Origin of the sequence: Salinisphaera aquimarina (genome assembly GCF_042643355.1) — a bacterium.
Lineage (GTDB): Bacteria > Pseudomonadota > Gammaproteobacteria > Nevskiales > Salinisphaeraceae > Salinisphaera > Salinisphaera aquimarina.
In genome coordinates this window covers 75,514-89,742 of sequence record NZ_JBHRSS010000008.1, presented here as the reverse complement: position 1 = coordinate 89,742, position 14,229 = coordinate 75,514, and the positions used below count along the sequence as shown (strand labels likewise).

Annotated in this window: 13 protein-coding genes and 1 pseudogene; 10 read left to right on the top strand and 4 right to left on the bottom strand. The window is 60.2% G+C overall.

The features are described from left to right. Nucleotides 1–89: 89 nt before the first annotated feature. From ACFOSU_RS15800 to ACFOSU_RS15790, 3 genes are all read left to right on the top strand, one after another. On the top strand, nucleotides 90–875 hold the full coding sequence (locus ACFOSU_RS15800) for an SDR family oxidoreductase (RefSeq protein ID WP_380690902.1): 786 nt from the start codon (nucleotides 90–92) through the stop codon (nucleotides 873–875). Beyond that, a complete protein-coding gene (locus ACFOSU_RS15795; protein WP_380690901.1) occupies nucleotides 859–1,842 on the top strand; it encodes a 3-hydroxyacyl-CoA dehydrogenase in 984 nt (327 codons plus the stop codon). The genes ACFOSU_RS15800 and ACFOSU_RS15795 overlap by 17 nt, the downstream gene beginning before the upstream one ends. Nucleotides 1,843–1,906: 64 nt before the next feature. Further along, nucleotides 1,907–2,839: a BKACE family enzyme gene (locus tag ACFOSU_RS15790; RefSeq protein ID WP_380690900.1), complete on the top strand. Its 933-nt coding sequence runs from the start codon at nucleotides 1,907–1,909 to the stop codon at nucleotides 2,837–2,839. Nucleotides 2,840–3,798: 959 nt separating this feature from the next. Here ACFOSU_RS15790 and ACFOSU_RS15785 read toward each other — a convergent pair. From ACFOSU_RS15785 to ACFOSU_RS15775, 3 genes and pseudogenes are all read right to left on the bottom strand, one after another. Beyond that, nucleotides 3,799–4,689: pseudogene (locus tag ACFOSU_RS15785) on the bottom strand (amidase family protein); the annotation flags it as partial. Nucleotides 4,690–4,843: 154 nt separating this feature from the next. Next, nucleotides 4,844–6,493: an FAD-binding oxidoreductase gene (locus ACFOSU_RS15780; RefSeq protein WP_380690899.1), complete on the bottom strand. Its 1,650-nt coding sequence runs from the start codon at nucleotides 6,491–6,493 to the stop codon at nucleotides 4,844–4,846. A gap of 33 nt (nucleotides 6,494–6,526) precedes the next feature. Next, nucleotides 6,527–6,937 carry a VOC family protein gene (locus tag ACFOSU_RS15775; RefSeq protein ID WP_380690898.1) on the bottom strand — a complete coding sequence of 137 codons (411 nt, stop codon included), beginning with the start codon at nucleotides 6,935–6,937 and terminating at the stop codon, nucleotides 6,527–6,529. A 141-nt stretch (nucleotides 6,938–7,078) separates the two neighbouring features. On the opposite strand from ACFOSU_RS15775, the gene ACFOSU_RS15770 reads away from it, so the two are divergent. The 5 genes from ACFOSU_RS15770 to ACFOSU_RS15750 all read left to right on the top strand — a co-directional run bounded on the left by ACFOSU_RS15770 (nucleotide 7,079) and on the right by ACFOSU_RS15750 (nucleotide 11,103). Continuing rightward, on the top strand, nucleotides 7,079–7,696 hold the full coding sequence (locus ACFOSU_RS15770; protein ID WP_380690897.1) for a CGNR zinc finger domain-containing protein: 618 nt from the start codon (nucleotides 7,079–7,081) through the stop codon (nucleotides 7,694–7,696). Nucleotides 7,697–8,287: 591 nt separating this feature from the next. Beyond that, complete coding sequence (locus tag ACFOSU_RS15765) at nucleotides 8,288–8,845, top strand: TetR/AcrR family transcriptional regulator (protein WP_380690896.1); 558 nt, start codon at nucleotides 8,288–8,290, stop codon at nucleotides 8,843–8,845. A gap of 52 nt (nucleotides 8,846–8,897) precedes the next feature. Beyond that, nucleotides 8,898–9,497 carry an MFS transporter gene (locus tag ACFOSU_RS15760; RefSeq protein WP_380690895.1) on the top strand — a complete coding sequence of 200 codons (600 nt, stop codon included), beginning with the start codon at nucleotides 8,898–8,900 and terminating at the stop codon, nucleotides 9,495–9,497. 18 nt (nucleotides 9,498–9,515) lie between these two features. Continuing rightward, nucleotides 9,516–10,121: a hypothetical protein gene (locus ACFOSU_RS15755; RefSeq protein ID WP_380690894.1), complete on the top strand. Its 606-nt coding sequence runs from the start codon at nucleotides 9,516–9,518 to the stop codon at nucleotides 10,119–10,121. A 34-nt stretch (nucleotides 10,122–10,155) separates the two neighbouring features. Further along, the gene (locus tag ACFOSU_RS15750; protein ID WP_380690893.1) at nucleotides 10,156–11,103 is read left to right on the top strand and encodes an alpha/beta fold hydrolase; all 948 of its coding nucleotides are present in this window, start codon (nucleotides 10,156–10,158) and stop codon (nucleotides 11,101–11,103) included. A 314-nt stretch (nucleotides 11,104–11,417) separates the two neighbouring features. Here ACFOSU_RS15750 and gloA read toward each other — a convergent pair whose 3' ends face one another. After that, nucleotides 11,418–11,930, bottom strand: coding sequence for a lactoylglutathione lyase (gene gloA / locus ACFOSU_RS15745; RefSeq protein WP_380690892.1), 513 nt, complete (start codon nucleotides 11,928–11,930; stop codon nucleotides 11,418–11,420). 99 nt (nucleotides 11,931–12,029) lie between these two features. Here gloA and ACFOSU_RS15740 point away from each other — a divergent pair, with 99 nt between their 5' ends. Together ACFOSU_RS15740 and ACFOSU_RS15735 are read left to right on the top strand one after the other, a co-directional pair. Continuing rightward, nucleotides 12,030–12,434, top strand: a complete 405-nt coding sequence (locus ACFOSU_RS15740; RefSeq protein ID WP_380690891.1) for a hotdog fold thioesterase — start codon at nucleotides 12,030–12,032, stop codon at nucleotides 12,432–12,434. A gap of 112 nt (nucleotides 12,435–12,546) precedes the next feature. Then, entirely contained in the window at nucleotides 12,547–14,202 is a 1,656-nt protein-coding gene (locus ACFOSU_RS15735) for an acetolactate synthase large subunit (RefSeq protein ID WP_380690890.1), read from the top strand. Nucleotides 14,203–14,229 lie beyond the last annotated feature (27 nt).

Sequence of the window (14,229 nt, the reverse complement as noted above, 5' to 3'; positions counted from 1 at the left end):
CCGGTTAGCCTGCTGACATATAAAGGGTAAACGCTTACCCTTTAAGAGTGACGTGAACATTGCCAAGACAAGTGGTGGAGGAGATTCCCATGAGCGAGGCGAAAGCGAGCGATAGCCCGTGTGGGTTGCGGGTACTTGTAACAGCAGGTGCAGCTGGAATTGGCCGGGCGATCGCGGATACGTTGGCCGAGCACGGCGCTCGTATCCACGTTTGTGACATTTCCGACGAGGCACTGGCCAATTGTCGTCGTGAACAACCGGCGTTCACCGCGACCCGTGCCGACGTCGCAGATCCCGCACAGGTAGTCGCCTTGTTCGAGCAGGCTGAGGCCCAACTCGGTGGACTGGATGTGCTGGTCAATAATGCTGGTATCGCCGGCCCAACCGCGGCCGTCGACGAAATCTCGATCGATGATTGGCAGCAGGCAGTCAACGTTAATCTCAACGGACAGTTCTACTGTGCCAAGCTGGCGGCGCCGCAGCTTCGAGCCAGTCGTGGCCGCATGATCAATATGTCATCGGTGGCGGGGCGCCTGGGCTATGCCTTTCGTACGCCGTATGCCGCCACCAAATGGGCGATTGTCGGGCTGACCCAGTCGCTTGCCAAGGAGCTGGGGCCGGACGGCGTCCGGGTCAACGCGATACTGCCCGGCATCGTCGAGGGCCCGCGCATCGAAGGCGTGATCGCGGCCCGAGCGAAGGCTACGGATGTCGACTATCCAACCATGGAGCGCCAATACCTCGACCGAATCTCGCTGCGCCGAATGGTGACGGCACAAGACGTAGCCAACATGGCCCTGTTTCTGTGCTCCCCCGCGGGTGCAAACATTTCCGGTCAATCGCTGAGCGTTTGCGGCAATGTCGAAACCCTCTAATTCGGATCGTCAGCAGCAGACACAGCGTATCGCCATCATCGGCGTGGGGCTGATCGGTCGCAGCTGGGCCATCGTGTTCGCACGCGCGGGTTTCGACGTTGCCTTGTTCGATGCCCAGGCCGAAGCGCGTGAGTGCGCAATGTCGCGTATCAAGGCATCTCTGGCGGATATCGCGCGTCAGGATCTGTTGGACTCCGCGACGGCCGATGCTGCAGCTGGGCGAATCAGGATCTGCGAGGAGTTGGAGACCGCGGTCGGCGACGCGACGCATGTACAGGAATGTGTATCCGAGGATCTGTCGGTCAAGCAAGCGCTCTACCGCCGTCTCGACGCATGGGCGCCGGTCGGCGCTGTGCTGGCCAGTTCGACATCATTCTTGGCCGCGTCCCGGTTCACCAAGGATTTGCCGGGCCGCTCACGTTGTCTGGTCGCACATCCGGTCAATCCGCCGCATCTCGTACCGTTGGTGGAACTGGTTCCTGCGCCCTGGACGGATGGGGCGGTAGTGGAGCGCACGCGCGCGCTCATGGACGCGGTCGGACAAGCTCCGATCACGCTGAGAAAAGAGATTCAGGGGTTCGTGCTGAATCGTCTGCAGGGTGCGCTGCTCGCGGAGGCATTCAGGCTGGTCGAGGACGGGGTCGCGGATACCGCCGATGTCGATCGCGCGGTCGCGGATGGGTTAGGTCTGCGATGGTCGTTCATGGGGCCGTTCGAGACCATCGACCTGAACGCGCCCGCCGGAGTGGCGGACTATTGCGCCCGTTTTGGCCCGATGTATTACGAGATGGCGCAAAGCCAGGCGGATCCGCGCGCCTGGACGCCGGCACTTGTCACGCAGATCGAGCGCGAACGTCGCGCACGGCTCGATGAGCCCGATCTTCAGCGGCGTCAGGATTGGCGTGACCGTCGGCTGGCGGCCGTCGTCGCCGCGAAGCGAAGGGCGGCGCGGGATATCGGAGAGTAACCGCGCGCCTGTGCGTCTTCGACGCGAAACATGAATCACCATGGCAACACGTTAGGAGCAGACCATGCCCAAAACCCGCAAAGTCATCATCACCTGTGCGGTGACCGGCGCAATCCACACCCCGTCCATGTCGTCGTATCTACCCAAGGGGGCAGACGCTATTGCGGAGTCCGCGATCGGCGCGGCAGAAGCAGGTGCGGCGATCCTGCACCTGCATGCGCGGGACGCACAAACCGGTCGGCCGGATCAGACGCCGGACGCGTTTCGGGAGTTTCTGCCGCGAATCAAGTCATCCACCGATGCGGTGATCAATATCACCACTGGTGGCGCGCCGACCATGAGCGTCGAGGAGCGTCTGCAACCGGCTCTGAAATGTGGGCCGGAACTTGCATCGCTGAACATGGGCTCGATCAATTTTGGACTGTTCCCGATGCTGGGACGCTACAAGGAATTCGAGCATGAATGGGAGCGGGCGTATCTGGAGGGTAGCCACGATCTGGTGTTCAAGAACACCTTCAAGGATATCGAGCACATCCTCACGGCCTGCAGCGCCAATGGCACGCGCTTTGAGTTCGAATGCTACGACGTAGGCCATCTCTACAACCTCGCGCATTTTCTCGACCGCGGACTGATCGAACCACCGCTGTTCATCCAGACCGTGTTCGGCATTCTTGGCGGTATCGGCCCGCATCCCGAAGACCTGATGCATATGCGGCGAACAGCGGATCGGCTGTTCGGACAGGATTATCAATGGTCGATTCTGGGCGCGGGTCGCAATCAGATGCCGCTGGCGACGATGGGTGCCACGATGGGTGCGAACGTTCGCGTCGGTCTGGAGGACTCCCTCTGGATTCGTCCGGGTGAACTGGCTCAGACGAACGCCTCACAGGTGGAAAGGATCCGCGGTATCCTGGAAGGGCTGTCACTGGAAATTGCGACGCCGGAAGAAGCGCGTGAACTGCTGGCGCTGAAAGGGGCGGAGAACGTCAATTTTTGAGTAGGTCCTCCTGATGTTGGAATACGCGAGTGTCGACATGCTCGGCCACATCGAGGTGTGCTGCAAGCAAATTTGCCGACAGTGGGCATACGCCATTATCGGGGATATTCCAGAGATGCCTCTCGACTTGACCCGGTGTCACCGGCGATGAGTGTTTGGATAAGTGGATGTTGGCGCGGTCGATCTGTTCATGCTTAGGCTAGTCGTTTATAGCGGCCGCATGCACGCGCTCTCGCTAGCACGCTGAAGGGCGTCAGGGCCGTTACTCTGTCTCGACCACGCTTATGCTTTAGATCACGTTGTGATCGGCTAAAAAGAATTGGTGGCCGCAGGTCTACTGCACGCTAGCACTGTTTTCATTGCTTGCACGTCATCGTCAATGCACGATTTAAAAGGCAGATATAAATTGTCTATGCCGTGGAGCCTGACCCATTCGTCGACCATCGCGGCCTCCGAAAACTACTGCGTAAGCGCTTGATTTTACTTGTACATAGTTGCCTAAAAATTGAGTGCGGTATTGTGTTCTAAATGACTATTTATGAACTGAAAACGATATCTGAACTCTGGTCACTTTTAATCAATTGGCCGCTGGTTCGAATCCAGCACGGCCCACCATACAAACAGCCAGTTTCAGAAAATTAAGGCTCCTTCAGGAGTCTTTATTTTATGGCGTGGGTACAAGCTGGGGACCAAGTGTTGTCAAGGGAATGTATGGCGGCGGGGCTAATACCGCTTCGAACTGCCGCCTCGTTCCCGGCCCTGTCTAGCTTGGCTGCGCCAGGCGGTTCTCTACACCGCCTGTTTAGACGATTTCGCAAGTTCCTTCGGGTATTGCCTTCGCTGTGTTGAAGTCCGCGTTGCGCATTTCATTGGGGGCTTACCGGACCGACGGGTATGGCGGTGCCCTTGTGTTGTGGACGTTGGCTGGCCAAGGTATCTGTATCAATCCCTACAGCCTTTCAAGGCGCAACAGCTGGCTTTGCCAGGAGACTGCTGCAACGGACAGCGTTTGGCACGGTCCAGCCGTCGGCTAGATCAGCCCACGCACGAGCCGCCTGCAATAACACGGCTTCATTGCCTGGTCCCGCCAGAAGCTCGAGACCCACGGGCAAGCCATCACGGTCGAAGCCAATCGGCAGATTGACCGCGGGCAGGCCGGTGACTGGTGCCAGGAGCGCATTGCTGCCGTGCTGTTTGCCGCCGAGCGCTGTGGGCGGGTGAACAAGCGTTGGGTAACACAATACGTCCAGGCTGTTTTTTACAAGGCTGTCCTCCATGCGCTCGAGGAGCGCGGCCTGACAGGCCAGGGCGTGTCGATATCCCGGGCTGTTCGGGCCCGCGTGGTTGGCCCGATCGGCGAGGATGTCCTTCATCTGCTCGTGGTGCCAGCCGCGATCGACGATGGTCTGTAATGAATCGACCGGGCTGTTCGGCCGTATCGCCAGATCCTGCGCCAGCGCAGTGGCAAATTCGTAGGCAATGACATCTGCGCTGTCGACGGCCTCTCGGAGACCATCGAGCGTGATCGGCGTGCAACGCGCCCCGGCTTTTTCGAATTCGCCCAGCGCCCGATAAGCGACGGCAGCGATAGCGTGGCTGGTCGAGGTTTCCTCGTCGTGAAACGAGGCGTCGACCACACCGATAGTCAGGTCTGAGCGTGGCGAAGACGCGATATAGGTTTGGCCCGACAACGCCGCAAAGGCAGGTTCCGGGTCGGCCGCATGGCGCGTGATCGGTCCTGGCATGTCCTATGTCGGGGACAACGGCAGAATGCCCTGGAGCGGCAGGGAGCCGCAGGAAGCACGCAGTTCGTACAAATGATTGAACGCGGCCGGGATACGCACGGATCCCGCCGTATGGCTCCGCGTAGCGGCTCCATCAGCCGTGCCGGGCTGGGACTGTCGAGCGGGTTTTTTAAGCGCCGGTCAGATTAGGTGATCGCAACTCTATGGAGAGAACGGTGCTTGTATCACCACCTCAGATTGATTCGCGCCTGGGAAGCTATTAGCGGTTGCCGGCTCGGCTCGCGGGTCCAAACGATTCGGTATGCACGCGATCGGCTGCGACGCCCGACGTTTCCAGGCCATTCTGAATATCCGCCATGAAACGAACCGGCCCGCAAACGTAGTATTCGGCCTCATTGTCGACGATCAGGCTGGCAATCAGCGGGCCGTCGACTCGTCCCGCACTGTCGTAATCCAGACCGAGTCGGTCCTCCGGCCTCGGGCGGCTATAGGCAACATGTGTCTGGATTCCCGTGCGGCGTGCGGCCGCATCGCGAACCTCTTGTGCCAGAGGATGGTGTCGGCCGTCCCGTGCTCCATGGATAAACAACACCGGGCGGTCGTCTCCGGTCTCCGCCAGACTCTCGAGCATGCTGATCATCGGCGTCACACCAATACCGGCGCTGATCAGCACAATGGGGGCGTGGTTACCGGCCAGCACGAAGTCGCCGGCTGGCGCGTTGGCATTGATGATGGCGCCGACGTCAACGTTGTCGTGAAGGTGGCTTGAGGCCAAGCCGTCCGGTCCGCGCTTGACGCTGATGCGATAGCGCTCCTTGCTTGGCCCATTGGATAGCGAGTAGGTGCGCCGGACAGACTGCGTCTGGCCCGGCACCTTGAGTTCAAGCGGCAAGTGCTGGCCCGCTTGGAAGGGCGGTAGCTGCCCGCCGTCTCTGGCAGCGAAGACAAAGGAGGTGACGTCGTCGCTTTCAGTGGTCTTGCTCACCAGCCGTAACGCACGCACTGGCGAGCCACCCGCCTCCCATCGCAAGGGCAGCACCATGAGTAATTCGACGACGGCATCGATCTCGCAGTGAATCAGGCGCCGAGCACCGGGGAACGCTGCAACGGCTGACGAGTGCCAGTCGATCGTAGTTCGCACGGCCAGTTGAAGCAGGCTGCCCTGCTCGAAATCGACGAAAAGCAAGCCGGCACGAGGGTCGAGTACAAGATTGCCGAGCGTGTTGAAGTAATGGTTGCCCGCGTAGTCTGGGAACACCAAGTGACGGTTGTTCTCGACTTGAACGAAGCCGGGCTCACCGCCGCGGTGGGAAGCATCCATACCGAACATCGGGCTTTCGCCTTCGCCGCGGTATCCGCTCGCGATGAAAAAAGTATCGGCGCTGGTGATCCATCGGCATTGATCGGCCGTCAGACGGCACCCGCGGCGCGGCGTGCCCGGCGACGATTGCACGACGTGTCGCCACTCACGCTGTCGAATGTATTGAGGACAGTTGCCGAAGGTCTGGTCGACGGCCAAGGTGATCGCCCCCGAGTCATGGCGTTTAACCCGACCGTTGACCCGATTACGGCGGCGACTGGCGAGTTCAATCCCGAGTAAACCTAGGTCCACGTCCGCTCCCAGCGCGCCGTCGAGGGCGTCGCCGGAGAATACTGACGTATCAATCAAAAGCGTTCGTGGGTCAGGCGAGGTCACAAACCCCTCGGGGCCGGCCAGGATGGTCGCCCATGGCTGACCTTGGTCGTCTCTCGCGGCCGCGATGATAAACGGCAACGACGTATGGAAGGCGCGGTGCTGTTCGGGCAGATAGCCGCGAATAGATTGACGCGCCGAAGCCTCGGGATCGTCGCCCACACCCGCTTGCTGCTGGGCATACGTCTCACCGGTATGGAAGGGCGATGGCGTCATAGTGCTTATGTTGTGTTGTGGCGCCAACAGCCGTTATGCGGGCGCGATCAGTTCGATACGGATGCCGCCGGGGATGGCGCAGATCATGTGCCGAGTGGGCCCGTCACGCAGTGGCTCGGGGGCAAACTCGATGGTGACATCGTCGCGTTCGGCGAGCTCCTCATAAAGCGCGTCCAGGCTCTGCGCGGCAGCGACCCGCAAGGCGAGGTGATGAAGGCCGATCACCCGCCGTCGATCGAAGGCGATGGCGCTGGTGGGATCTTCCGCTTGCCAGAGCGTGAGCATCACGGTGCCGTCACTCACGAAAACAGCGGGGTAATCCGGCACTTCGCGGACCTGGGAAAAGCCCAGAGCCTCTCGAAAGAAAGTCTGGGTGGCAACGATATCAGGCACGGTGAGCCCGACGTGATGAATGCCCTGGGTACGGGCGGTGGTAGTGACCACGGTTAGTCTCCTTGCTGAAGCTAACTGGCATAAAGGAGAATTAAAGGTTACTTAAATATAATAACTTGTCAATGTGTATTTTGATGGTTATATTGAGCGCGTGATTAATGAGTAAAAAATACAATTGAGAGTTTGAACATCGTGAGCACGCAAGTTTCGGATCGACCCTTCGTGTTCCTGGCCGGGTTGACTTGGCTGGATTTCCTCAACACTGAATTGATGGAAGGCGATAGTGCAGTCGATTTGCTGGGCAGCACCGGCGATCTTGCGGCCTGGGCCGAACAAGCAAATCTGTGTGAGATACACGGGTCCGCAGGCAGGGACGCGGAGCGCAATGGTGATACTCACGCATTGAACCAAGCCAGGTCTTTTCGCCACGAGCTCAGGAAGCAGGCCGAACGGTTCGCGGCTGGCCATTCGGCCGGCCAGACTTTTGTCCAGTTGCTGAACGATCAGCTGGCGACGGGTGTATGGCGTCCAACGGTCCGAGAAACGGGTCAGGATTTTGACCTGCGTTTTGAATTGACCGGCCGTATCGACGTTGAAGCCGTGCTTTCACTGGTGGCTGAGTCGGCCGCTCGCTACCTGGCTAACGGAAAGGCGGGCCGCCTCAAGTCCTGTGAACACAGTGGGTGTATCCTTTTTTTCTACGATACGTCCAAAAATAACGCGCGACGCTGGTGTTCCATGGCGACCTGTGGCAATCGCGCCAAGGCAAAAGCACACTACGCACGCAAGCGGCATCCCCCGAGTGCCTGACTTGCGGACGCCGGTTTCACGCCGACCGCTGTGACTCTGCTCGCATAGTTATGGGGCCGAAAGTCGTATCGCATGAGCCGGGCGAGATCGAAGAGCCAAGCTCGCTTCTGGTAGAGGAGCAGATTCATACGGCGGCACGTATCCTTTGAAAATTCTTTTGCTCCATGGCAAATGGGGATGCGACGTGCCGCTAGGCTCGACCGCAGAGTATTTCTCCCTCTCACCGGCGCCGTCTACAAACGCCGGGCTCAAGTTGTCAGGCTAGCCACATGCTGATCTTCGGACGCCACAGGCGTCAGGCGCTTGACCCCACCGTGGCGTTCCTTGAGGAAATCCGCTGTCTTATCAGCCGGACCATACAAAATGAGCGGAATGCCATTGATTGGTTAGCGACGCCCTTTACGTGACTCAAACCGTTGACAGGGCAGCAGGGTTCCGACCGGGGCAGCCGATGCAAACAGGGTGGGGCGCCACATAATGCGTCCATGGGACGGGTTGAATTAGGAAACATTCGTTCCATATAATATGCCAATGAACACATCTGTCCCCATCTCCAAAAAGCGCCACGTGGGACGTCCGCGCGAGTTCGACATGGACAAGGCGCTGGACGCCGCAATGCTGGTGTTCCGCGAGCGCGGCTACAACGCCACTTCCATCGCCGACCTGCGCGCCGCCATGGGGCTGACGGCCGGGAGCCTGTACAAGGCGTTCAAGGACAAGCGGGCAATTTTTATCGCGGCACTCGACCGCTACCTAGAGAGCCGCGGTGTGGCGCTGTCTCGTTGGCTTGCACCGACCCGGACAGGCCGGGAGAAGATCCTGGCGACGCTGCATTGCTACGCCGAAGTTTCGCATGACGCGGAGGGGCGACGCGGTTGCCTGGTGATGGGCGGGGTAACGGACATCGATACTTTCGACACCAAGTTGGCGCACCGGTTTCGCCAGGCCCTCGCACAGATCGAGCACTTGTTCGCCGACTTCGTGGAGTTGGGAATACAGGACGGATCCTTGCCGAACCACCTCGATGTCCAGGCGTCTGCCCGTTACCTGCTGTGCATGGTGGAAGGCCTGCGTGTACTAGGTAAACGTGGTGCCACTTCACGCGAGATTGGCGCTGTCGTCGAGCAAACCATGCGCGCATTGCAGTAAAAATTTTTATCTAAATAGGAAACAAACATTCCCTTTTAATAAGGATGCCGCCATGTCCATCGAACCAAGTACCAAACGCCCGCCACCACAATTCGACCACGGCCCCTATTGGTTCATGGTGATTGCGCTGATCTTCGCCGTCGGCATGGCCGGAACCACGCTGCCGACACCGATCTATCCTCTATATCAGCAGCATCTGGGCCTCAGTAATCTGATGGTGGCCGTCATCTTCGCTACGTACGCATTCGGTGTACTTGGCGCGCTCATCTTCACCGGCCCCTGGTCCGATCAGGTCGGGCGCCGCCCGATGCTCACGGCCGGGCTGCTGTGTTCGGTAGCCAGCTCGCTGCTATTTCTTCTCGGTGGCGCGTTGTGGGTGTTGCTACTCGGACGCGCGCTGTCGGGGTTGTCCGCCGGCTTGTTCACGGCTACCGCGACCATCGCCGTGATCGAGTTGGCACCTGCTGGCAGAAAGACGGGCGCGGCAATGGTCGCTGCCGCGGCGAATATGGGCGGTTTGGGTCTCGGTCCCCTCCTGACCGGCGTTATCTCGCAGTATCTGCCGTGGCCGTTACATCTTGTGTACCTGGTGCATCTGATGCTGCTGGTCGTCGCCGGCGGTGTGCTGTTGTTTTGTCCTGAAACCGTCTAGCGACCGCAGCATCCTTGTTTGCGCCGGCAAAGTCTGGGGTTGCCCCCGGGCGTTCGCACGGCATTCTTCCCCGCCGCGATCGCCTGTTTTGCTGCTTTCGCTCTGCTGGGGCTGCTGACCTCGCTCGAGCCGGCGATTCTCGGAAAAGTCATCGGTATTTCCAACCGCGCCACGGTTGGCGGTCTGATCTTTCTCGTGTTTGTGGCGTCGCTCTGCGGACAGATCCTGCAGCGTCGGTTCACCGAAGGTATGCGCCTGCCACTGGCGTGTGGCGTCCTGATCCTGGGCGCCGCGCTGCTGGCCGTCTCATTGGTCGTCAATTCGATGACCCTGCTCATCCTCGGCGCCATCGCAGCAGGCCTGGGGCAGGGTGGCATCTTTGCCGCCAGCATCGTAGCAGTGGCTGCCGCCAGTCCCCACGACCAGAGAGCGGAGGTCACCTCGCTGCTGTTCGTGGTGGTTTACCTCGCGGTGTCGGTGCCCGTGCTTAGCCTCGGTGTCGCCATCGAAGCGATGGGCCTGCGCGCGGCCGGTATCACGTTCTCAATTCTGGTCATGCTGCTTTCGATCATGGCCGTGGCCGTGCTCAAGTGGCGCCGTATCGCCGCACCCGCGCTGACTTGATATCACATCCCAATCTCAAACGGAGAATCTCGCCATGAATGCTCATGCTTTTGAAGACCGCGTCATCCCCGCAATGCCTGCAATCGAGCCGGTTACGTTCTGGCAGCACGCCCAACATGGCTATGCCCAGATCGGAGAGTTCAAGCTGCATTATGTCGAGGGCGGCGCGGGCAAGCCCGTGTTGCTTGTTCCAGGCTGGCCGCAAAGCTGGTATGCGTGGCGCCACGTCATGCCGGCGCTAGCCGCAACGGGGCGCCGGGTCATCGCCGTCGATCCCCGCGGACTTGGCGACTCCGACAAACCCGATCACGGCTACGACCTGGCTACGGCGGCCCGAGACCTGCATGAACTTGCCGAACACTTGGAGCTTTTGTCATCGGGGCCGCTGGACGTAGCGGGCCATGACATCGGCGCCTGGATCGGTTACGCGTGGGCCGCCGACTGGCCGAACGACATCGGGCGCCTGGCACTCTACGACGCAGCGCTGCCGGGCATCACGCCCGCAGGCCCCGCCGGCACGCCCGCCGAAGAGGCCAACATCCGGACTTGGCACTTTGGATTCAACCGGCTCAACGATCTTCCCGAGTTGCTGGTCGAGGGGCGAGAGAAGGTCTACCTCGACTGGCTGTTCAAGGCCAAGATGCTCAATCCGGCGGCGATCACGGACGCCGATCTGGACGAATACACCCGCGTATTCAGTGCGCCGGGCGCGGCGAAGGCAGGCTTCGACTATTACCGGGCCCTGTTCAACAACGGTGGGCTGGAGCGCAACCGAGAACGTGGGACGCGTCGGCTGAGCATGCCAGTGATGGCATGGGGTGCCAGCGGCGGCGTGGGCAATATCCTGCTGGACACGCTCAAGAATGTCGCCGATGACGTCGTCGGTGGAACGATCGAAGCTTGTGGCCATTACTTGCCGGAAGAGGCGCCCGACGTGGTCATCGATCAACTGATCGCCTTCTTCGCTGATCAACCGGCTTAGATGGGCAGTCCGGGCGTAATGGGAGACAGAAACGAATGGCGCCAGCTTTAAGATTCGGCTATGGGTATCGGTGAACGTAACGTCGCGGCACTGGCACTCAACACGAAGTAGATGACCGACGTGGAAAGCGTTTTGTATTCAATGGACGGCCGACCGCTATACGTTGGCAGACTCGTGGGTATCAAATGGCCGGGATGATCAAAACCTCGTTCCATGTTCCTGAGTTCGAACGCAAAACGCGACGCCCGACCGGGGCGTCGCGTTTTTTGGCCGGCGCCCGACGCCGCGCCACGACTACATGTCTTCGGATCGGCTTAGGATCGGCCTACCAGTTCGATCCAGTAGCCGTCCGGATCGAGCACGAAGGCGATATGGCTCATGCGGCCATCTTCGGGTCGTTTCTTGAAGGCCACGCCATTTTCGTCCATCCAGGCGCAGGCGGCCTGCAGGTCCGGGACAGTGAAGCAGATATGGCCATAGCCCTGTGGCTTGTCGTTGCCGTTGTGGTACTTGGCGTCGGGGTCCTTTTCCGTGCCCCAGTTGTGGGTGAGCTCGAGTACGCCTTCGCGGCCGTTCACATACTTGGCGCGTGCGTCCTTGTCGTCCGGCACGTCGTCGTTGCCGGTGCAAGCGAGGAAGTAGAGCGTGAATTCGCCCTCGGGCATGTCGACCTTGCGGAGCAGGCGCATGCCGAAAACCTTGGTGTAGAAAGCCAGCGATGCTTCCGGGTCCACGATACGGACCATGGTGTGGTTGAAAGTGAAACCAGTGGTCTGCTGCGGGACGTCGGTGTGAACGCCGGGGCCGTCTTCGGTATTGAAACTCATTGTGACCGTCGGATTTGCTGAATAAGTGCGTTGTACTATGCCTCATCCAACGGTTGTGCTTAAAGAGGAGGATCGATGCCACGAATCTGGCGAAACGAAGTGGAACTGGATACGGTCAATGCAATGAGTGCGAAGGATATGATCGGCCGGCTTGGATTTGCGTACACGGCGATCGGAGACGATTTTCTGGTGGCCACGTTCATGGTTGACGAGCGCACGCGCCAGCCGATGGGCCTTCTCCATGGCGGGATGTCGTGCGCGGTATCCGAATCGATGGGTAGTGTTGCCGCCAATCTGTGCGTGGATCGCACGAGATATGCGTGTGTCGGCATCGATTTGAATGCCAGCCATTTGCGCGGTGCATCCGAGGGGCAGATCAACGCGCGCTGCACCCCGATTCGCGTGGGCCGTAGCACCCAGGTCTGGCAGACCGATCTCTACGACGACCGCGAACGGCATCTGTGTGTTTCACGCCTGACGGTCGCGGTGATCGATCGTCCGTGATCGAGCTTCCAGCGGCCTAGTCGCACGGGGAGGGGCGAAGTCTTTTGCTAACCAAGGCACACCGTCGTGATTACCGCTATGCTCAAGCCCTGATTGTGCAAGGAAAGACGCATTGAAAGCTTCCGATCTTTTCGTACGATGCCTTGAGGAAGAAGGTGTCGAATATGTGTTCGGCGTGCCGGGTGAAGAAAACCTGGACGTGATCGAGTCGCTGCGCACCAGCCGAATTCAGCTGGTGGTTACGCGACACGAACAGCATGCCGCGTTCATGGCCGCTACCTATGGTCGTCTGACCGGCCGTGCGGGTGTGTGTCTGGCGACACTCGGCCCGGGCGCAACGAATCTGCTGACCGGTATCGCCTATGCACAGCTGGGCGGCATGCCGGTGCTGGCCATCACTGGCCAGAAGGCCATCCGCGACAACACCCAGGGCAAGTTCCAGCTCATCGACGTGGTGGACACGTTCCGCCCGCTGACGAAATGGAACAGTTCGCTGACCGACAGCGGCACGATTCCGCGGAGTATCCGCCACGCCTTCAAGGTGGCCGAAGGCGAGCGTCCGGGAGCGGTGCATCTGGAACTACCGGAGGATATCGCCGGCGAGGAAATCGAGCCCAGCGTGCCGCAGACCCGGGTGACGTTGCGGCGACCCAACGCCGACGATCAGGCCACCGAGCAGGCGGCCAACATGATTCGCAGCGCGAAACAGCCGGTGATCATCTATTCCTCGGGCGCCAATCGCAAGCGCACGACCGAGCAGCTACAGGCGTTCGTGGAAGCGACCGGCTTGTTCGCCATCGGCACCCAGATGGGCAAGGGCGTGCTTGCCGACGATCACCCGCAGAGTCTGTTCTGCATGGGCATCCACAAGCACGATTATGTCCATAGCGCGGTCGATGAGGCCGATCTGGTGATCACCCTGGGTTACGACGTGGTGGAATATCCGCCGGCGGTCTGGAATGCCGACAAGGACAAGCAGATCCTGCACATCGATTTCGTGCTGGCCGAGCCGGACGAATACTACAGCCCGGCGCACGAAGTCATCGGCGATATCTCGAATACGCTTGCAAGCCTGCGCGAACGCCTGGAAGGCAAGCTCGTCGATCGCACACGACTGGGCCGCTTGCGCGACTACGTTAACGACAAACTCCACCACTTCGACTGGGAATACAGCTACCCGCCGATTCCGCAGCGCGTGGTCGGCCAGGTACGGGGCGTCATGGGTCGCGAGGACATCATCAGTCTGGACAACGGGATCTACAAGATCTGGTTCGCGCGCATGTACCCGGCCTACGGCCACAACACCGTGCTTTTGGACAACGCCCTGGCAAGCATGGGTGCCGGCCTGGCGGCTGCGATGGCAGCCAAGATGGTGCACGCCAAGCGGCGGGTGATGGCGATCTGTGGCGACGGCGGCTTCATGATGAACAGTCAGGATATGGAGACCGCGGTACGCCTCAAGCTGGATCTCGTTGTCCTGCTGCTGCGCGACGATGGTTACGGGTTCATTCGCTGGAAACAGGCGGGCGAGGGCTTCGCCGATTTCGGGATGACATTCGGCAACCCGGATTTCGTGGCGTATGCGAACGCCTACGGGGCGACCGGGATGCGCGTCGGCTCGGGTGACCGGCTTGGTGAGGTGCTCGAGAAGGCCTATGAGCAGGGCGGTGTGGTGCTGGTCGATTGCCCGATCGACTACAGCGCGAACAGTGAGCTCGATAAACCTCACTATGTCCCCGAGGGGGTACTCGATGGGCCGGGCGAATAAGTATGTGCAGCCTCGGATCGGCAGTCC